General features: G+C 58.7%; 20 protein-coding genes. 13 read left to right on the top strand and 7 right to left on the bottom strand.

The window, feature by feature from the left end:
* Nucleotides 1-92: 92 nt before the first annotated feature.
* From trmD to rpmE, 4 genes are all read left to right on the top strand, one after another.
* Nucleotides 93-884 (top strand): tRNA (guanosine(37)-N1)-methyltransferase TrmD, encoded by a 792-nt coding sequence (gene trmD / locus DHN60_RS04505; protein ID WP_108836095.1) that lies wholly within the window; start codon nucleotides 93-95, stop codon nucleotides 882-884.
* 103 nt (nucleotides 885-987) lie between these two features.
* Nucleotides 988-1317, top strand: a complete 330-nt coding sequence (locus DHN60_RS04500; RefSeq protein ID WP_108836094.1) for a hypothetical protein — start codon at nucleotides 988-990, stop codon at nucleotides 1315-1317.
* Nucleotides 1318-1599: 282 nt separating this feature from the next.
* Nucleotides 1600-1986, top strand: coding sequence for a 50S ribosomal protein L19 (gene rplS / locus DHN60_RS04495; RefSeq protein WP_108836093.1), 387 nt, complete (start codon nucleotides 1600-1602; stop codon nucleotides 1984-1986).
* Nucleotides 1983-2204, top strand: a complete 222-nt coding sequence (rpmE, locus tag DHN60_RS04490) for a 50S ribosomal protein L31 (protein ID WP_108836092.1) — start codon at nucleotides 1983-1985, stop codon at nucleotides 2202-2204. The genes rplS and rpmE overlap by 4 nt, the downstream gene beginning before the upstream one ends.
* Before the next feature lie 109 nt (nucleotides 2205-2313).
* Here rpmE and DHN60_RS04485 read toward each other — a convergent pair whose 3' ends face one another.
* From DHN60_RS04485 to edd, 4 genes are all read right to left on the bottom strand, one after another.
* Nucleotides 2314-3573 carry a TAXI family TRAP transporter solute-binding subunit gene (locus DHN60_RS04485; RefSeq protein ID WP_108836091.1) on the bottom strand — a complete coding sequence of 420 codons (1260 nt, stop codon included), beginning with the start codon at nucleotides 3571-3573 and terminating at the stop codon, nucleotides 2314-2316.
* A gap of 219 nt (nucleotides 3574-3792) precedes the next feature.
* The gene (locus tag DHN60_RS04480; RefSeq protein WP_159089113.1) at nucleotides 3793-4926 is read right to left on the bottom strand and encodes a DUF2652 domain-containing protein; all 1134 of its coding nucleotides are present in this window, start codon (nucleotides 4924-4926) and stop codon (nucleotides 3793-3795) included.
* A 702-nt stretch (nucleotides 4927-5628) separates the two neighbouring features.
* Entirely contained in the window at nucleotides 5629-6273 is a 645-nt protein-coding gene (gene eda, locus DHN60_RS04470; protein ID WP_108836088.1) for a bifunctional 4-hydroxy-2-oxoglutarate aldolase/2-dehydro-3-deoxy-phosphogluconate aldolase, read from the bottom strand.
* A gap of 2 nt (nucleotides 6274-6275) precedes the next feature.
* Complete coding sequence (gene edd / locus DHN60_RS04465) at nucleotides 6276-8087, bottom strand: phosphogluconate dehydratase (RefSeq protein ID WP_108836087.1); 1812 nt, start codon at nucleotides 8085-8087, stop codon at nucleotides 6276-6278.
* A 192-nt stretch (nucleotides 8088-8279) separates the two neighbouring features.
* Here edd and DHN60_RS04460 point away from each other — a divergent pair, with 192 nt between their 5' ends.
* Nucleotides 8280-9089, top strand: coding sequence for a division plane positioning ATPase MipZ (locus tag DHN60_RS04460; protein WP_108836086.1), 810 nt, complete (start codon nucleotides 8280-8282; stop codon nucleotides 9087-9089).
* A 3-nt stretch (nucleotides 9090-9092) separates the two neighbouring features.
* Here DHN60_RS04460 and DHN60_RS04455 read toward each other — a convergent pair whose 3' ends face one another.
* On the bottom strand, nucleotides 9093-9926 hold the full coding sequence (locus DHN60_RS04455) for a PHB depolymerase family esterase (RefSeq protein WP_108836085.1): 834 nt from the start codon (nucleotides 9924-9926) through the stop codon (nucleotides 9093-9095).
* A gap of 66 nt (nucleotides 9927-9992) precedes the next feature.
* The gene (locus DHN60_RS04450) at nucleotides 9993-10433 is read right to left on the bottom strand and encodes a MarR family winged helix-turn-helix transcriptional regulator (protein ID WP_108836084.1); all 441 of its coding nucleotides are present in this window, start codon (nucleotides 10431-10433) and stop codon (nucleotides 9993-9995) included.
* A 67-nt stretch (nucleotides 10434-10500) separates the two neighbouring features.
* On the opposite strand from DHN60_RS04450, the gene hmgA reads away from it, so the two are divergent.
* The 3 genes from hmgA (at nucleotide 10501) to DHN60_RS22815 (ending at nucleotide 13496) form a co-directional block, all read left to right on the top strand.
* Complete coding sequence (gene hmgA, locus DHN60_RS04445) at nucleotides 10501-11856, top strand: homogentisate 1,2-dioxygenase (protein ID WP_108836083.1); 1356 nt, start codon at nucleotides 10501-10503, stop codon at nucleotides 11854-11856.
* A 173-nt stretch (nucleotides 11857-12029) separates the two neighbouring features.
* On the top strand, nucleotides 12030-13277 hold the full coding sequence (fahA, locus tag DHN60_RS04440) for a fumarylacetoacetase (protein WP_108836082.1): 1248 nt from the start codon (nucleotides 12030-12032) through the stop codon (nucleotides 13275-13277).
* Nucleotides 13278-13370: 93 nt separating this feature from the next.
* Nucleotides 13371-13496: a hypothetical protein gene (locus tag DHN60_RS22815; protein ID WP_255415555.1), complete on the top strand. Its 126-nt coding sequence runs from the start codon at nucleotides 13371-13373 to the stop codon at nucleotides 13494-13496.
* A gap of 80 nt (nucleotides 13497-13576) precedes the next feature.
* Here DHN60_RS22815 and DHN60_RS04435 read toward each other — a convergent pair whose 3' ends face one another.
* A complete protein-coding gene (locus DHN60_RS04435) occupies nucleotides 13577-13966 on the bottom strand; it encodes a RidA family protein (protein WP_108836081.1) in 390 nt (129 codons plus the stop codon).
* A gap of 112 nt (nucleotides 13967-14078) precedes the next feature.
* Between DHN60_RS04435 and DHN60_RS04430 the strand changes: the two genes are divergently transcribed.
* The 5 genes from DHN60_RS04430 to DHN60_RS04410 are packed head-to-tail and all read left to right on the top strand — an operon-like array spanning nucleotide 14079 to nucleotide 19003.
* Nucleotides 14079-14783 carry a glutamine amidotransferase gene (locus DHN60_RS04430; RefSeq protein WP_108836080.1) on the top strand — a complete coding sequence of 235 codons (705 nt, stop codon included), beginning with the start codon at nucleotides 14079-14081 and terminating at the stop codon, nucleotides 14781-14783.
* On the top strand, nucleotides 14780-15544 hold the full coding sequence (locus DHN60_RS04425) for a creatininase family protein (RefSeq protein ID WP_108836079.1): 765 nt from the start codon (nucleotides 14780-14782) through the stop codon (nucleotides 15542-15544). Before DHN60_RS04430 ends, DHN60_RS04425 begins: the two co-directional genes overlap by 4 nt.
* On the top strand, nucleotides 15541-16719 hold the full coding sequence (locus DHN60_RS04420; protein WP_108836078.1) for an amidohydrolase family protein: 1179 nt from the start codon (nucleotides 15541-15543) through the stop codon (nucleotides 16717-16719). The genes DHN60_RS04425 and DHN60_RS04420 overlap by 4 nt, the downstream gene beginning before the upstream one ends.
* The gene (locus DHN60_RS04415; RefSeq protein WP_108836077.1) at nucleotides 16716-18131 is read left to right on the top strand and encodes an FAD-binding oxidoreductase; all 1416 of its coding nucleotides are present in this window, start codon (nucleotides 16716-16718) and stop codon (nucleotides 18129-18131) included. The genes DHN60_RS04420 and DHN60_RS04415 overlap by 4 nt, the downstream gene beginning before the upstream one ends.
* Nucleotides 18131-19003, top strand: a complete 873-nt coding sequence (locus DHN60_RS04410) for a TauD/TfdA family dioxygenase (protein ID WP_108836076.1) — start codon at nucleotides 18131-18133, stop codon at nucleotides 19001-19003. Before DHN60_RS04415 ends, DHN60_RS04410 begins: the two co-directional genes overlap by 1 nt.
* Nucleotides 19004-19104: the final 101 nt, after the last annotated feature.

Below are 19104 nucleotides of genomic sequence, written 5' to 3'. Positions count from 1 at the left end.
CAGACCCGACACAAAGCCCTAAAAACAGGTCCCGCTTGAACTCTCACGCACAAACCGCGCATACCCCTTGCGTGCAACTGAGCGACGGTCCCATGACATCACCCACCAAATCCCACGGACGCAAAGCCATCCGCCCGACACTCCAACCGTCTTCACTGATGGACGAAGCGCCGGACCTCGTCGGTATCTGGCAAGCGCGGGTTGTGACACTGTTCCCTGACACGTTCCCCGGCGTGCTGGGCGCCTCGCTTACGGGCAAAGCACTGCAAGACGGCAAATGGCAGCTTCATACCCACGACCTGCGGACCCACGGGGTGGGCAAACACCGCAACGTCGATGACACGCCTGCGGGCGGCGGAGCAGGCATGGTGCTGCGCGCGGATGTTGTGAGCAAAGCACTGGCCGAGGCCCAAGGGCATGCGCGCGGGCGCTGGCCCATCCTCTATATGTCTCCGCGCGGGCGGCCCTTTGATCAGGCCATGGCGCGCGATCTGGCGCGCTGCGACGGGGTTACGATGCTGTGCGGCCGCTTCGAAGGGGTGGATGAACGGGTGTTGGAACATTGGGGTGTAACCGAAGTGTCGCTGGGCGATTTCGTGATGACAGGCGGAGAGATCGCAGCACAAGCGATGCTTGATGCGACCGTGCGGCTGCTACCGGGTGTGCTCGGGAATGCGGAAAGTGCGGTCGAGGAAAGCCATTCCACAGGCCTGCTTGAGCACCCCCAATACACCAAACCCAGCACATGGGAGGGCAGAGACATCCCAGAGATTTTGATGTCCGGCAATCACGGAAAAATCGCGGCCTGGCGGCAAGAGATGTCCGAAAAACTGACGCAAGAACGGCGTCCGGACCTTTGGCAGAAAAATCGCGATCGGCAATAATCCGCTCAAAAACCCACCGCTGTATGAATAATTTATCACAAACGACTAAGTTTCGCCCTATTCCTACGCCACCGTGGGTAGAAACCAGCAACGGGGTACTCGCGTGGGAAAACTATTTGGCGACTTGGGCACACAGCCTTCCGCACACACTGCGCAACTGAAACACAAGCGGTTCTCGCGATTTACCGAGGCCGTGGACGGGCTAAGCGCTGCACGGGATGCGGACAAAAAGTTTACGCGCTTTGCCGGGCAAAAAACCTGCCAAGCAGCTCCCCCACCTCAACGTGAAAGCTCCCCAGCGCTCCAACAGCCAATCCTCACCGCCGATCACCTGAACTCAGAGGCCCAGATCCCGGTTTCGATCCTAGAGCGCGCATTGCCACAACGTTTTGCAGACATGCATGATGACCGCAATGATGGTTTGTTGGCCTGAGCACGGCCACAATGTTGCTGTGAAACGGCAACGTTTACACCCTTGATTGCCACTCTGGCTGCCCCTATACGTCGCCCATTCCGACTCGGGGTTTGCCCGACCGGACCCGTTTTGCTGTGGAACCTTCTTCGGTCCGACAAATCAGTATGGCGGGAATGACATGAACGAATGATGACCTGACCTCTGGCGGGCGCGAACGCGGACCCGGTGAAGACCAAAGAGCTCTCAGATCGCACACAAACGCCGTGGCACGAACCACGCGCACATATAGGAGTTACGTCAATGGACGTGATCGCACAGATCGAGGCGGAGCAAATTGCCGCCCTGGGGAAAGACATCCCAGATTTCAAAGCCGGAGACACTATCCGCGTCGGCTTTAAAGTGACCGAGGGTACGCGCACCCGGGTTCAGAACTACGAAGGCGTCTGCATCGCACGCAACAACGGCCACGGCATCGCCGGCTCGTTCACCGTGCGCAAGATCTCCTTTGGCGAGGGCGTGGAACGTGTGTTCCCCCTCTACTCGACAAACATCGACAGCATCACCGTGGTTCGCCGCGGTCGCGTGCGTCGCGCCAAGCTTTACTACCTGCGTTCGCGCCGCGGTAAATCCGCCCGTATCGCAGAAGTGTCCAACTACAAACCCAAGTCCGAAGGAGCCAAGGCATGAAGGCCGATACGCATCCCGACTACCACATGATCAACGTCAAAATGACCGACGGTACGATTGTGGAAATGAAATCCACATGGGGCAAAGAAGGCGACCAACTGTCGCTCGACATCGACCCCTCCGTGCACCCCGCATGGACAGGCGGCACATCCCGCCTGATGGACACCGGCGGCCGTGTGTCCAAGTTCAAGAACAAGTACGCAGGTCTGGGCTTCTAAAGCCACTTGCCACGCAAGACCAAAAGGCCGCTCCAGATGGGGCGGCCTTTTTCGTGGCGGGAACCATTTCACGTGATGGCGGCGCCACCTACACGAAAAGTACAGTCAGTTACGCGGTCCGGCGACGCTCAATCTCGGTGCGAATGAGATCAATGTGCAATCGCGCATCATAAGCTTTTTGGCGGTAGGCCAGAGGCAGCTTCAAACTAGCCAAAGTCTCTGCAACTTCGTCCAGTTTCTTGGCGATGACGTCCACTTCATCAATGTCAGACGCATTGTGCATCTCAACTTCCAATGCAGATATCCGCTGGTAATGGCGCCACACCCGACGATTTTGAAACCACACATATCCCGACGGAACGACACGCAATAACGGGGCAAGGAACAACAAAGGCAAAAGAAGCAGCAAAACTCTGCCAAACTGGGCAGCAATCCAAAACGGAAAAAAGTCATGCAGCACGTTCGTGCCGGACGTGATCATGTGCCATGCCACGTCATTCATCGCGGCGGGGGGCGAATTCGTATTGGGGAATTCCTTGGCCTCCTGCAAAACGGTGCGATCCGCGTGCAGCTTGTTGGCAGCGTGCACCAATCGGTCAATGACGGCCGGGTGCAGATCGCTCGGGGCGATCATCGAAGCCGTCAGTGTCAGAATCTTCACATCCTGTGCAGGGACGGGCGGGTCCAATGTCGCCGCCCCGGCGGGCACCACGGCCGAATGGGCGCTGTTGAAATTAAAGGAAATCGCGTCCACCAACGCCAACTGGACCAGCTCCAACTCAGGGTCTAGCAATGCTTCTTTTAGGTATGGGGCATCAAGGGGCGCCACAAACAATGCCGCATCCGCCTGTCCTGCGCGCAATGCCGCGATCGAGTCAGAGCCGCCTTTTTCGACCAACTCAATCCCGGAATTTTGCATTCCAGCGGCCTTGATCAACGTAATCGCTGCGGCGCGCGTTCCTGACCCAACCTGCCCCGCCGCCAGTTTCAAGCCCTGCCATTCGCCCGGATAGCGGCTCACATTTGCCGAGACATGGCGAAAAATGACCAAAGGCTCCGGAAAAATCGCACCCAGCGATTGCAGGTCATGCCCGCCTGGCAGATCAAGCCCGCCCTGCACAAAGGCAACGTCGACATCACCATCAACCAACCTCTGGATATTCTCAATCGATCCGGCTGTCTCGACCAACTCCACCCTTATGTCATCACGCGCCAGTTTGGACTGATATCTGAGGCCGACCTGCCAATATCCCCCACCCTTTGACCCGGCGGCCAATCGGATGCTTTCGGGCGGCGTCAGGCTGTTGATTGAAATAATAACGAGCAGAACAATTAAAACCGGAACGACAAGAGCCAGAACGATGCGCATGGTTTTTTCTTCGCCCTTCGAAAATTCAATAACAACAATGACTTCTAAATCAGAGATTTGTCAATTTCAGATCGCAAACTGCGTGGTTAACGAACGGCACCACCAAAGTGGTGCCCTTGGGCCTTGTTCAGGTTCTGAAGTCGAGGGGTAAGCGCGGCGCAGGTCCGGTTTGAACCCAGAACCCAGCACAGTCAAAAAGGCGATGGGCGCTGCCCGTTCTCAGGCGGCCGCCACAGCGCCACCCAAATGTGAGAACTTTTCTCCCAGAGCTTTCATCTTGGCAATCCGGTTCTCTTTGTCCGGGGCGATAATCCCCTTCAGCTTTTTCTTTACCATTCCAGACATCAGCTTACCCATCAGTTTGGGTGACGTCGGTGTAGCAAAGCGGATCTTGACCATTGTGCCGTCACCGACTTGAACAAGTTCAGTCGTCTCCAACATGGTCAATCCCATAGGCAGGTTGTACTTCCCGGTTGCGTAGTCGCCGGGGTTCCAGTCCACAATCTGGAACGGGAAAATGTCTTCTCCGTGATAGCAGTGATACAATGTATCTGGTTCTATCTTGCCCTTATTGGTGTTGAAAAGTTCAACCTTGTTTGCTCCAAGCCATTCTGCGCGCAACTCTGGACGGGTGCATATTGTAAACGCCACGTCTGGCGAAACGGGCAACGGAATGATCCATTCCTCCAACAGAAGGTCGTCAGTTTTTTCGACAAACGTGCGTTCTGAACTACGGCGGCGCTCCCATGCGGCGCGCATATCGCGAACGACATACTCTACCTTGCCGATATGCTCGATCTCTTCTGTATAAAACTCAGAGTCGTCGAAATAGTCGCCCAATTCCATCGCTCTCAACGCATCACACGATATCAAAGTATACGCGCTCAGGCCGGTGCGTTCCTTGACGCTGTTTTTCAACAGGCGAAAAGCAGTGATGACATCCTGTCCCGCCAGTTCTTCGCGGTCGCCAGTTTTTTGAACAACGCAGTCTCCGAAGTGGACAACGATTTTCAACTCAAGCCCTTCAACAGTTGAACAGGCGTCACAGGGACATGAGGTGTTGATCAACATCTTCTCTTTGCTACGTGCAAACACGCAATAAAGCTGCTCCGCAAAATCGAGGATGAATTGCTGCGTCATCACTTCGCTTTGGACCGCGTAAGCAAAAACAGCGTCACCTTGCAAACCGGATATGGTCAGCGGCGATCTGATCGCGGGCAACAAGTTGCCAAACAAAGACTCAAGAATTCCCTTGGCATGTTCAATCGCTGTCTCAGACATGAATTTCGTGTAGCCAGATATATCTGCAATTACGAAGTACGCGGTTTTGACACCATTCTCGGCCTTGCTCATTTCTCTTCCCTTCTGTGCCATCGCCGGCAGTTTGCGCGTGGTTTATCAAAATCGACATTACCAATTGAGCGCGCTGCCCGGCATGTTGTGGTAGTTTGCAATTCCGATCAAGTGTGCCGGCCACTTCGGCCGAGTCAGTGATCTTTTTGTTTACAGCCATATTGGCCATCCACAGCCAAGCCGACATTCGTGTCCCGCCATCAATGCAGGGCAGTATCCGACGAGCAGACCTTAGTCCGGTGACGCAGCGATCCATTGCCAAAGCGCGGAGTGGCGATGCCACGCGACTGACCGGGCGGTTGATGGATCAAGGATATCGCAAAGCTTGCCTGTCGCACCACAGCCCAACAAATCGCCAGACTGCGGGGCGGTCCGGCCCTTCTCGGCGGACTTGGCAACGCCCAATCAGCTATCGGGCAATGACGGACCGGCGCGCTAGGCTTGTCTCCGATCCCGGTGCTCAGTTTCGGCGGAAACCGGGGGCGATTTCGTGCGGCATCAAGGCCCGTCAGATGAACGTACCAAAGCTCAAATCAAAGCCTCTGGGCAACCAATATATGTTCCAAAGATCCAGACAGCAGCATGTATTTGCCACCGTCCAAAAGTTAACAAAGGCCTAAACCGCCTCTGTAACCCTTTGATATTCCTAACCGAGGTTTCTGTCCCAGCGTGGGACACCCATTCCGGGGCCCATCCAGAAAATCACCGCGGCAGCGCCGCCGCCTCGCGGGCCAAGGCCTCGATTCCAGCCCAGTCACCGGCCTGAACCAGATCCTTGGGCGCCACCCAGGACCCCCCCGCACAGACCACATTTGGCAAGCTCAGATAACTGTTCGCATTGCCCATGCTCACCCCTCCAGTGGGGCAGAACGAAATCTGAGGCAACGGCGCCCCAATCGCCTTCAAAGCGGGCGCGCCCCCCGACGCCTCCGCCGGGAAAAACTTGAGCATGTCATAGCCCCGCTCAAGCAGCGCCATCGCCTCCGACGCCGTCGCCGCCCCCGGCAACAAGGGCAATCCTTCGGCCTCACAGGCCGCAATCAAAGCGTCCGTGGCACCGGGCGAGACCCCGAACTGCGCCCCCGCCTCCTTGGCCGCATAGACATCATCCGGCGTAACCAGCGTGCCCGCACCAACGACGCCACCCTCAACCTCAGCCATGGCCGCGATCACGTCCAAAGCGGCAGGCGTCCTCAAAGTCACCTCAAGCGCGGGCAACCCACCGGCGACCAACGCCTCCGCCAAGGGGCGCGCATGGGCGACATCCTCAACCACAAGAACCGGCACAATCGGGGCAAGGTTACAGATTTCCCAAGCGCGGGCGGAAGCGGCTTTGGCAGTAATCATATTCAAAAATCTCCAAAAACAGTCGCGCCAGTATTGGCAGAGCCGACGTTGGAACGGAAGGCCGTGAACATGTCACGCCCCACACCCCAGTGTGAATCCGTCAGATCAGCCGTCGCATGGGGGCGGTCCAACACGCCCTCAGTCAGCACCTCCAAAACGCCAGCAACCGCATCCACGCGGACAATATCGCCATCCTGCAACTGGCCGATCGGACCGCCATCAAGCGCTTCTGGACACACATGGATAGCTGATGGAATCTTGCCCGACGCTCCCGACATCCGTCCATCCGTGACCAAAGCCACCTTTTGACCACGCCCCTGCATGATCCCCAACGCAGGGGTCAGGCTGTGCAATTCCGGCATACCGTTGGCCTTTGGACCCTGAAAGCGGACGACGATGACGACATCGCCCTCAAACTCGCCCGCCTTGAAGGCCGCTTTGACTTCGTCCTGATCGTGGAACACGCGGCAGGGCGCCTCGACCACGCGGTGTTCAGGGGCCACAGCGGAAATCTTCATCACGCCTGTGCCGAGGGTTCCAACGAGACGGCTGAGGCCGCCAGTTTCCTGAAACGGCTCGGACGCGGGGCGCAGGATGCCTGTGTTCAGGCTCTCGCCACTACCCGGGGTCCACGTCAACTCTCCACTCTCCAGCTTGGGTTCGTGGGTATAGTTCTCAAGCCCTTCACCAGCGACAGTCTTGGTGTCGTCGTGCAAAAGGCCCGCATTCAACAGCTCACCAATCATAAAGCCCAAACCACCCGCGGCATGAAATTGGTTCACATCTGCCAGACCGTTTGGATAAACCCGCGCGATAAGCGGCGTGATTTCAGACAAATCGCAGAAGTCTTCCCAATCAAGGATGATCCCACCAGCCCGCGCCATGGCTATCAGGTGGATCAGCAGGTTCGTCGACCCTCCGGTCGCGTTCAGCCCGACAATCCCGTTCACAAACGCCTTTTCGTCCAGCACATCGCACACCGGGGTGTAGTGATTGCCAAGGGCCGACAACGACAGCGCGCGCTTGGCCCCCTCAATCGTCAAGGCATCGCGCAGATCCGTATTGGGGTTTACGAAGGACGAACCCGGCAGATGAAGCCCCATGAATTCCATCAGCATCTGGTTGGTATTGGCAGTGCCATAGAACGTGCAGGTGCCTGGACCATGATACGCGGCCATTTCGGCCTTCAAAAGCTCCTCGCGCGTCGCCTCACCTGCGGCAAAGCGTTGGCGTACCTTGGCCTTTTCGTCATTGGGCAAGCCGCTGGTCATTGGCCCGGCAGGCAGGAAGACTGCGGGCATATGCCCAAAGGATTGCGCTGCGATGATCAGGCCGGGCACAATCTTGTCACAGACGCCCAGATAAACGGCGGCATCAAACGTGTTGTGGCTAAGAGCCACACCAGCCGCCATGGCAATCACATCGCGCGAAAACAGGCTGAGCTCCATGCCCGCCTCGCCTTGGGTCACACCGTCGCACATGGCAGGCACGCCGCCCGCAACCTGCGCTGTCCCGCCAGAGGCGCGCACCGCATCGCGGATCAGCGTGGGATAACGCTCAAACGGCTGGTGGGCGGACAACATGTCATTGTAGGCGGTCACGATCCCAAGGTTCCCGCTGCTGGCCTCTGCCAGACGGCCCTGATCGTCGCCAGCGGCGGCAAAGGCGTGGGCCTGCCCGCTGCAGGACAGGTGCGCGCGCGCAGGCCCGTCCGATTTTGCCTTGGCCATCCGGTCGAGATAACGGCGACGGGTGGGGGCGCTGCGGTCAATCACGCGCTCAGTCACGCGGGTCATTACGGGGTGAAGGGGCATAGTGCTCTCCTGTGTCGGAATTCGGTTTGGCGCGTCTATAACACACACTTCCTGATAGCGCTAACAAAGAGGTGATTGAGTCTGCTGTGCCACGCTGACGCAGGAAAAGGGCGCACGCCGCTTTTCAACGCGCAACCCACAACATATAGTAGTGCAAAATCCGGCAAGCGGACACGGGGCAAGAGGGCAGAAATGGCGCATATCATCGTCGTGGGCAACGAAAAGGGCGGAGCAGGCAAATCCACCGTCTCCATGCATGTCGCAACGGCCCTTGCCAGATTGGGACACAAGGTCAACGCGCTTGACCTTGACCTGCGGCAACGCACCTTTGGGCGCTACGTGGAAAACCGCAAAGCGTTCCTTGCCTCTTCAGGACTCGACCTGCCGTCACCCGACGCACACGAATTGCCCGAAATTGATGCCGCGGCGCTCAAACCCGGCGAGAACATCTATGATCACCGGCTCAGCGCAGCGGTCGCAACACTGGAATCTGACAGCGATTTCATTCTGATCGACTGCCCAGGCTCGCACACACGCCTGTCTCAGGTCGCACACTCGCTTGCCGATACGCTGATCACACCGCTGAATGACAGCTTTGTCGATTTTGACCTGCTGGCACGGATCGATGCGTCAGGCGACAAAATCCTTGGGCCGTCGGTCTATTCCGAAATGGTCTGGAACGCCCGGCAATTGCGGGCGCAAGCGGGGCTTAAGCCGATCGACTGGGTCGTGGTGCGCAACCGCATGGGTGCCCAGCGCATGGTCAACAAGGAAAAGATGGAGCGTGCGCTCAAAATGCTGTCCAAGCGCGTCGGCTTTCGCATCGCGCCGGGGTTCTCCGAGCGGGTGATTTTCCGCGAGTTGTTCCCGCGCGGACTGACGTTGCTGGACCTCAAGGAAATCGGCGTCAAGCAACTCAACATCTCGAATGTGGCCGCGCGGCAAGAGTTGCGCGAGTTGCTCAAGACCCTCAATCTGCCTGGGGTCGAGGTGAATATCTAAGGCTCAGCCTGTCTGAGCCTCGAACCAATCGAGCATCCGACCGGACCACCCCTGCGGGGCACCGTGTCCGCCCTGGTGCAGCATCAGTTCAATCTTGCCAGCCTTGCAGTCGGTCCAATGACGGAACCAGAACGCGCCCTCATAACTGTTGCGCTCAGGTTGGCGCGCATCACATCCGTTGGTCTCTCTCAATACCTTGAGCGATGCCCAGACATCCCCCTGCACCACCTGACCATTTCGGAACGAACGGCCCTCCAAAGGAACGGTGCGGTCGTTCCAGCCGTGGGTGTGAAACAGCTTGACGGGGGCAGAGCATACTTCGGGCAAGTCGTTCCAAAATGCGCCCGCAAGCGGCGCATAAGCGGTGGCAAAACTAGGATCATGGCAGGCAATGTCCCAAACCATGGACCCGCCGCGTGAAAAGCCTGCCAGCATAACCGGCTCTTCGGTCAATCCTGTTTGCCGACGCACATCCGCCAAAACAGCGCGTAGAAACACAGCATCATCCCGTTCAAAAGACGACCCATTCGCACGCACCGACCAATTGCGCACAAAGCGCGAGTTGGGGTGATAGCCTTCTGGCGCAACGAAGACATAGCCGCGCGCGGCAGCCCCGCGCGCCAAACCGGATTTCAACAGTCCCGAGGCCCGTGCCCCTGCGCCGTGCAGATGGATGACAATGCCTTTGGCCACCTCCGCCCTGGGAATCGCCATGTGATAGGTCCCGCCTTCAACATCGCACGGGGTCTGGGCATCTCCACACCCTGAATACTGGGCGGAAAGGGTTGTAGCGGCCAGGCTGAACGCAGCGATCAGCGCAAAGAAACGTGGGCGCATTCAGTTTCCTCTCAGGACAAACTCTCGCGCGCACCCTGTGCTACGATCTGCGTGCAGACAAATCACTTACCCGCGACGCGCGGCCAGTGCGATCAGTTGCGTTCGCAGCCGGTTTGCATCCTCTTCAGACAAACCTTCAACAAGGGCAGTGTCATAATCACGTGCCGTGCTGCGCAGGTCAGAATAAACCTTTTGGCCCATCTTGGTCAGATCCAGATGCTCAACCCTTCGGTCTGCTTCGTCACGCGTACGCACCAGATACCTCCGCTCGGCCAGACGCTGAACGGCACGGCTGATCTTGGTCTTGTGCATTTGCGCCCGCGCGCCAATGTCGCTGGCTGTCATCCGCCCGTAAATCCCAAGGTGAAACAACACGCGCCATTCGTTGCGCAGCATCCCATAGCGATCCTTATAGACGTTCTGGAACTCAAGGCTTGCGGCTTCCGCCGCCTGATTGAGCAAGTAAGGAAGAAACATCCGCACATCAAAATCAGGATCGTCACGCATATCTCGCCCCTTGTTAGTTACAAATACAACTATTACCTCTGAGCTTCATCTGCAAGGGAGCGCACCCATGAACCGTCAAACCGATCCGCATGGCATGATTCAGGCCCCATCCGGCGCTGGCATCACGACCGGCTACATGCCCGGCTTTGGCAATGATTTCGAGACAGAGGCCCTGCCCGGCGCCCTGCCCGAGGGCATGAACTCTCCGCAGAAATGCAACTACGGCCTTTATGGCGAACAGCTAAGTGGCACGGCCTTCACCCATGAACGCCCTGAGCGGACGTGGTGTTACCGCATCCGCCCATCTGTCAAACACTCGGGCCGATATGAACGGATCACCCTGCCCCATTGGGCATCCGCGCCGCACGTGATCGAGGATGTAACCAGCCTTGGGCAATATCGCTGGGATCCGGTTCCCCACTCGGACGAGGCGCTTACATGGCTGACTGGCATGCGCACGATGACGACAGCGGGGGATGTGAACACCCAAGTGGGCATGGCCAGCCACATCTATCTTGTCACCCAGTCGATGAAAGACGCCTACTTCTTTTCTGCAGACAGCGAACTGCTCGTGGTCCCTCAGGAAGGACGGCTGAGGTTCTGCACGGAACTGGGCATCATCGACGTCGCACCACAGGAAATCGCGATCTTGCCGCGCGGCCTCGTCTACCGCGTCGAGGTGCTTGAAGGGCCGTGCCGCGGCTTTGTTTGCGAAAACTATGGGCAGAAATTCGTGCTGCCCGGGCGTGGGCCCATTGGCGCCAACTGCATGGCCAACCCAAGGGACTTCAAGGCCCCGGTGGCCGCTTTTGAGGATCGCGAAACACCTTCGACCCTGACCATCAAATGGTGCGGCCAGTTCCACGAAACCCAAATCGGGCACTCACCTCTGGACGTGGTAGCATGGCACGGCAACTATGCCCCCCTCAAATACGATCTGAAAACCTACTGTCCAGTGGGCGCGATCCTGTTTGACCACCCGGACCCCTCGATCTTTACCGTGCTCACTGCGCCCTCGGGTCAACCGGGCACTGCTAACATCGATTTTGTCCTGTTCCGCGAACGCTGGATGGTGGCCGAAGATACGTTCCGCCCGCCATGGTATCACAAGAACATCATGTCCGAACTGATGGGCAACATTTACGGGCAGTATGACGCAAAACCCAAAGGCTTCGTGCCGGGTGGGATGTCACTTCACAACATGATGCTGCCACACGGCCCAGACAAAAATGCGTTTGAGGGCGCGAGCAATGCGACCCTTGAAGCGGAGAAATTAGACAATACAATGTCGTTCATGTTCGAAACCCGGTTTCCCCAACACCTGACGCGCTTTGCGGCCCAAGAGGCCCCGCTGCAGGATGACTACATTGATTGCTGGTCGGACATCGAAAAGAAATTCGACGGCACTCCGGGTCGGAAATAAGATGCCCGATTACCTCGCTGACCTCCTGTCGTGGACGGTCTTTTTCATCCTGTTTTTTGTCGTGCTGCGTTGGTTCCAGAACAAGCGCAAGAATAAAGACGACGATGACACGCAATGATGCACACCACGTGACCAGCGGCGCTTGCTGGTAGTAAGACAAGTGAAAGGCCTTTATGCCCCTCAAACGTTCATGGATCAGCAGCGCCAATACCGCTGACACCGATTTCCCGCTCAACAATCTGCCCTATGGCGTGTTTTCCACGCCAGCCCTTGATGCCCGCTGCGGTGTGGCCATCGGGGATATGATCTTTGACATGCAGGCGGCCGAGGAACAGGGGGTGATCGACCTTACGGACGAGCCACTGTTTGACGTACCGTTCTGGAACGAGTTGATGGAACAGGGCCCAGCCGTCTGGACCGCCCTGCGCAACCGGCTAACCGACCTTCTGGCCGAAGGCGCGCGCGACCGCGCAATGGTCGAACCGCTGATGGTGCCTATGGGCGAGGCCACGCTGCACATGCCCCTCGTCGTGTCCGAATACACGGACTTTTATGCAGGTCGTCATCACGCCACCAATGTGGGCACGATGTTTCGGGGGCCTGAAAATGCGCTGCCGCCGAACTGGTTGCACATGCCCATCGGATACAACGGACGGGCCTCATCTGTTGTTGTGTCAGGCACCGATATCCGCCGACCCTGGGGGCAACTCAAATCACCGGATCACGACGTGCCTGCCTACCTTCCCTCTCGCCGCTTTGATCTCGAGCTTGAAATGGGCGCCATCGTTGGAACGTCTTCCAGTGGCCCGCTCACAGTCGATCAGGCGGATGCTGCGATCTTTGGATACGTGCTGCTGAACGATTGGTCAGCGCGCGACATTCAGGCGTGGGAATACCAGCCCTTGGGTCCGTTTCAGGCCAAGGCGACGGCCACCTCGATCAGCCCTTGGATCGTGACCAAAGCAGCCCTTGATCCGTTCCGCACCTCAACGCCACAGCGCGAGGTCCCATTGCTCGATCACCTCAAGGACACCGGCCCAATGCTCTACGACATCGACCTGAGCGTGACGCTTGCCCCGGCAGACAAACCTGCCACCATGATCGCGCAGACCAACTATAAAGAGATGTACTATTCCTCCGCCCAGCAACTGGCGCACCACGCCACGTCAGCCTGCCCGATGAACGCAGGTGACCTCTTAGGCTCCGGCACAATCTCAGGCCCCACCAAATCCGAACGAGGCAGTCTTCTAGAGCTCAGCTGGGGTGGCAAGGAACCCCTGTCGCTCGACTCCGGAGACACCCGCACCTTCCTAGAGGACGGTGACACGCTCACGCTCGCAGGGCACGCAAACGGAGACGGCTATAAAATCGGATTTGGCACCTGCACAGGGACAATCCTTCCCGCACTCAAAGCAACCTGAACCAACCCCGCTTCTCTGATTAAAAAAATCCCGGGGGAGTCCTGAAAGGACGGGGGCTGGCCCCCATCCGACGCCGCCCCATATTCCTCATCCATGAGCAATATACATGGCCCAACCGGCAGCGACCTGTCCTTTCGCCCCGGCTTTTCACTGATCGGTTTGGCTCTGGTCGGCGCAGCCCTGATGTATCTGCGGTTGCGGACTGGTCCCGGCGCATAGGAGGCAATCGGGATCGCCACGCTTTTCTTCGGGGACACCTATGGCTGAACGATCTGGGAGTTGTCGCGCAGCGATTACAGCTAGGGCGCTGCGGCCCACACTTCGACCTCAACAACAAACTCGGGCCGGGTAAAGCCCGACACGATCACAAGTGTGGAACTTGGCAAAACCGGCGCGTCGACCAAAAACGCATCCCGCGCCGCCATGTACCTGGGCATGTGGGCGCGGTCTGTGACGTACGCACTCACATGACATACATCACTTGCACCCATCCCCGCTTCGGCCAGAATGGCGGTGATGTTGGCAAAACATATCTCTGCCTGCGCCTGTGCCCCTTCGGGCACCGTGCCGTCCTGCGCCAATCCCAACTGTCCGGATGTGCGCACAATACGCGCACCCACAGGCAGTTCGACCCCGTGCGAATAGCGGGCAAAAGGCGGGGCGATGGCGGCAGGGGTCAGGCTTTTCATCTCTCAACACTTGCGCACGCAGTAAAAATTTGAAACCCTTCCCCGACATCTCTGGCACAGATTTAATATCTCAAGGGCCGCTGACATCCACTTTCCACTGAAAGGGAAAGACATGGAAAAGCGACTGCTATGCGTGCGCCACGGCGATGGTCCCATGGACGACCGGATTACGACGTGGTGCGCGGTGAACAACGTCCGTCTCGATGCGCGCCGCCCATGGCGAGGCGACACCTTGGGCGACGTTACGGACGATTTGGCCGGGGTCGTCATCTATGGTGGCATCTACAACGCCTATGACACAGACCTGCACCCGTTCCTGAACGAAGAATACCGCATGATCGACGCTGCAATGAAGGCGAATGTACCCCTTCTGGGTCTGTGCCAAGGTGCGCAAATGATCGCCCATCACATGGGGGCCTGGGCCGGGGCACCCGAACACGGCAACCATGAATTTGGCTGGTATGAAATCACACCAACAGAAGCCGGGCGCGATCTGTTCCCAGAACCCTTGCACTTTACCCAAGCGCATTTTCACACCTTCGACCTTCCCGACGGCGCAACGCATCTGGCCCGCAGCGCGTTGTTCGAAAACCAGGCCTTTGCGGTCGGCGACACCGTGGTCGGGCTTCAGTTCCATCCCGAACAGACCATGGCCGGTTTTCAACGCTGGCAAGACCGGGCCGAGGGCTGGGGGCGTTACAAAGAACCCGGAGTACAGTCACGCGAACAGTCCACAGCTCTGATGCTCGAACATGACGCAGCACAAGGGGCGTGGATGACGGGCTTTCTCAACTCTTTCTTTGGACGTGCAACATGATCCCGCTCTGGTCAGATCTCTCACGCGGCACGATCGATGCAAGCGGCGCCATCGCAATCCTGCCACTCGGCGCAACGGAACAGCACGGCCCCCACCTGCCCTTCTGCGTCGACACCACCCTGACCGAGGCCGTACTGGCACGGACAAAGACCACGGCAAACGCGCTCCAACTGCCCACGCTCAGCATCACCAAATCCGACGAACACATCGCACACGCGGGCACCCTCACACTTAGTGCAGAAACCCTGCTGGCCGTCCTGCGCGACATCACCGCCTCGGTCGCACGCGCTGGCGTCAAGCGGCTGATCTACTTCAACGGACACGGCGGAAACACCGCACTGCTCGAAGTCGCGGTGCGCGCAGCCCGCATTGATCACGGCCTGATCGCAGCGCACGCAAGTTGGTTCGCCTTTGCCGATCTTAGCGGCTTTGATCCCTCCGCCATGACCCATGATCTGCACGCAGGCGACACAGAAACCAGTGCCATGCTGGCGGCCCGGCCTAACCTTGTGAACATGGACCTTGCGCAAGATTTCCAAACAAAGATGCAAGATTGGGAGGCCGCAGGTCACCTTACCGGCCTCACCGGTCAACCCGCGCGCCCCGGCTGGACCATCGACGATCTGAACGCAGAAGGCGCACTTGGAAACGCCGCCGCCGCAACGGTCGAAAAAGGGGAAATCCTGCTCAACTCGGCAGCACAGGGGTTTGGGCGCTGGCTAGAAGACTTCGCAGGTTTTGAAATGGGTGCGCGCAAATGACAGACGTGTTGGTGCCCACTGCGTTCATCGCTGATCCCTCCTCCTTTGGCGGTGAGCCGGCAGGGGATTGCAGGCGCGGTGTGCCCTTTATCAAGGATGGACGGCTGCTTGGCCTTGCCCCGCCGACAGGCGGAGATGTGTGCACGCTCATCCCCTATTTGACCGAGGCCCACTGCCATCTCGACAAATGCCACACCATCCAGCGCATCGGGCAAGTTGGCGGGGACCTCGCCCATGCGATCACTCAACAACGCGCAGACAAGAACAACTGGGACGAAGACGACCTGCGCGCCCGCGCAATGCAGGGGCTGAATGAGGCGCACTCCAACGGGTGCCGCGCCATCCGCAGCCATGTCGATTGGGGCGACACAGCCGCACCGCCGCTCAGCTGGTCCGTGCTGCTGGAATGTGCAGAAGACTATCCGGACCTGCAACTCGCCGCACTCTGCGGCATCGGGCAATGGGCGGACCACGAATTTGCCGAGAAAGTAAGTGATCTGCTGGCCCTCACGGGCGGCGTGGCGGGCGCGTTTGTGCTTGGGCATGACACGACGCAGGCGGGTCTGGACAACATCTTTGCCGCTGCCACGCGGCATGGGCTGATGCTGGATTTTCACGTGGACGAGGGGCTTGGGGATTTCAACGGGCTTGAAGCTATAGCGGACACCGCCCTTGCCACCGGATTCGAGGGCCCGATCCTCTGTGGACACGCGGTCAGCCTGATGGACCGCACCCCAGACGATTTCACGCGCATCGCCGACAAATGCGCACGCGCGGGCATTACAATATGCGCGCTCCCCATCACCAACCTCTACCTGCAAGGACGCACAGACGGCACGCCGGACAGGCGCGGGATCACACGGTTGCACGAGTTGCGCGACGCCGGGGTCAAAGTCGTCGTGGCTTCGGACAACGTGGCCGACGCCTTTTGCCCGCTGGGCGCCCATGACCCACGCGCAGCGCTTGCGCTGGCCTGCGTTACGGCGCATCTCGACCCGCCATTGGGCGACTGGCTAACTGCAATCACCACCGATGCCGCAGCCGCCCTTGGGCGCAAACCCATAAAAGTCGAAGGCGCACATTTATCCGACCTGCTCACCTGCGACGCCGCGCACACCGCCACGCTCATTTCTGGGCGCACCGCCCTGCATCCCGCAACGGAAACGCTGACATGACCTCCATATCCGGCAAGACCAACATCGACTGGGCGGCCTTTGCAGACCAACTCGCCCCTGTCGAAGTCATAACGGAACCCGTTCTGATCAAGAAACGCAGCCGCGACTTCTTCTGGTACTCCCCGATTCTGAATGCCGAGTTGAAACGCTGTTTTGGTGATCTGGTGGCGAGGCCCAAAACAGCCGAAGAGATGGCGCATACCCTTGCCGTGGCCTTCGCTCATGATGCGCCAATAGTCCTGCGCGGGGGGGGCACCGGGAACTATGGGCAGTCCGTGCCAATGGACGGCGGCCTGATCATCGACACGACAGCGATGAACAAAGTGCTGGAGGTGGGTGAGGGCTATGTGAAGGCACAAGCCGGAGCGATGATGGCTGACATCAACACCGCCCTTGAGGCGTCAGGTCAGGAAATGGCCATGTTCCCCTCTACCAAAGACATCGCCACCGTCGGTGGGTTCGTGGCGGGCGGCAGCGCCGGGATCGGCTCCATCGCAAACGGCGCGCTGCGCGATCCGGGCAACATCGTCTCTCTGACCGCGATGAGCGTTGAAGAAACGCCAAAAGCCCACGTGTTCGAAGGCGCGGACGCCCTGCACATCCACCACGCATGGGGGCTGAACGGGGTGATCACAGACGTCACCCTGCGCACGGTGGCCAAACGGGATTGGGTCGGATGCATCGCCACTTTCGACACGTACGAGGCCGCCTACGCCGCCGGCCTCGCCCTTGCCGAGGCCACCGACATTGCCCGCAAACTTCTGACCACGGTCGACGCCCGAATCTGCGCCTACTTCCCCAAACTCGAAGGACGCATCCGGCCTGAAAAGCACTTGCTCGTGTCGATGATCCCGATCGAGGATCGCGATGCTTTTGGTACGCTGATCACAGCATCGGGCGGGCTTGTGGACCTAATGCTCACCGATAGCGAACGAGAGGCCGCAGGCCTGCCGCATGTCTACGACTTCAGCTACAACCACACGACGCTGCAAGTGCTCAAGGCAGACCGTTCAGCCACCTATCAACAAATTGGCTGCCCCATCCCACCTGATCCGAATGCCATCGCAGCCCTGCGTCCCAAAATTGGCGATGACGTCTGGATGCACCACGAATTTGCGCGCGTCGGGGGCGAGATCGTGACCTTCGATCTGCCCATCATCTGGTTCACCACACCTGAACGGCTCGCCGAGATCAACGCAACTTATGAGGCGAACGGCTTTGCGGTCTACGACGCCCACACGTGGAACGTCGAAGGCGGCGGGCTCAAGGCAGATTACAACCACTTGGCATGGAAAAAGCGGATGGACCCCAAGGGGCTGCTCAACGCGGCCAAGTCGCGATTTTGGGCAGATGTGGCACATCTCGACGCGGACGCGATCCAATCTCTCACTCAGACGGAGACCGAGACCTGATGAAAACAACACCACTGACAGCAACATTCGGGGTCGAAGTGCACGACGTCGAACTCGCCGAACTCGACACGCAGAGCTTTGCCGCCGTGCGCGACGCCTTCGAAACCCACTCGGCCCTGTTGTTTCGAAACCAAACCATCGACGATGCGGCGCATATGCGGCTTGCCCGAATGTTTGGACCCATCGAAGACCGCGATACCGAAACCCTCGAAGTGGGCGAGGATTTCAAAGTATCCCGCGTGAGCAATGTGTGCGAGGACGGGTCCGTCACAGCCGAAATGGACCTGCACACGCTCAACCTCAAAGCCAACATGCTTTGGCACGCCGATAGTACCTTTCTGCCCATACCTGCTCTGGTCAACATCCTTATCGGACGGGTCGTGACGCAAACGGGCGGGGCCACGGAACTGGCCTCGACCCGCGCCGGATGGGCGGACATGCCAGACAGCCTCAAGGACCGTATCCGGGATCGGGCCGCCTGGCACCGGCTATCCCATAGCCGGGCGCGGATCAGCCCTGAACTCGCCGCGTTGCCGATGTTTCACAAATGGCCCGACCAGCTTTGGAACGCCGTCTGGCGCAATCCGGTCAACGGGGCCGAGGCGCTGTACATCGCCAGCCATGCCTTTGCGATCGAAGGGATGGAAGCCGATGAGGGCACCAAACTGATCGACGATCTGATCGCCTGGGTAACCCAAGATCAGTATGTCTATAGCCACCAATGGCAGGTCGGAGACGTCCTAATTTGGGACCAAAGGGCGGTTTTGCACCGTGGGAGGGCGTGGAATTACAAAGAACCCCGAGTTTTATCGAGTATTTGTGTATCCGCGACAGCGACGGATGGGGTTGACGCCATGCGTCCTATCGTTTGAACTATTTGCGATCCCCCGGAAAGTGGGGTGTCGGAGTATAGCAGGTAAACTGCAACACCAACGGCTGGGGCACTCACCTTGGCTCATAAGGCGCGAACATG

The organism is Tateyamaria sp. Alg231-49, assembly GCF_900143535.1.
In the GTDB taxonomy this organism is placed as follows: domain Bacteria; phylum Pseudomonadota; class Alphaproteobacteria; order Rhodobacterales; family Rhodobacteraceae; genus Tateyamaria.
This window is presented reverse-complemented; position numbering and strand designations above follow the sequence as displayed.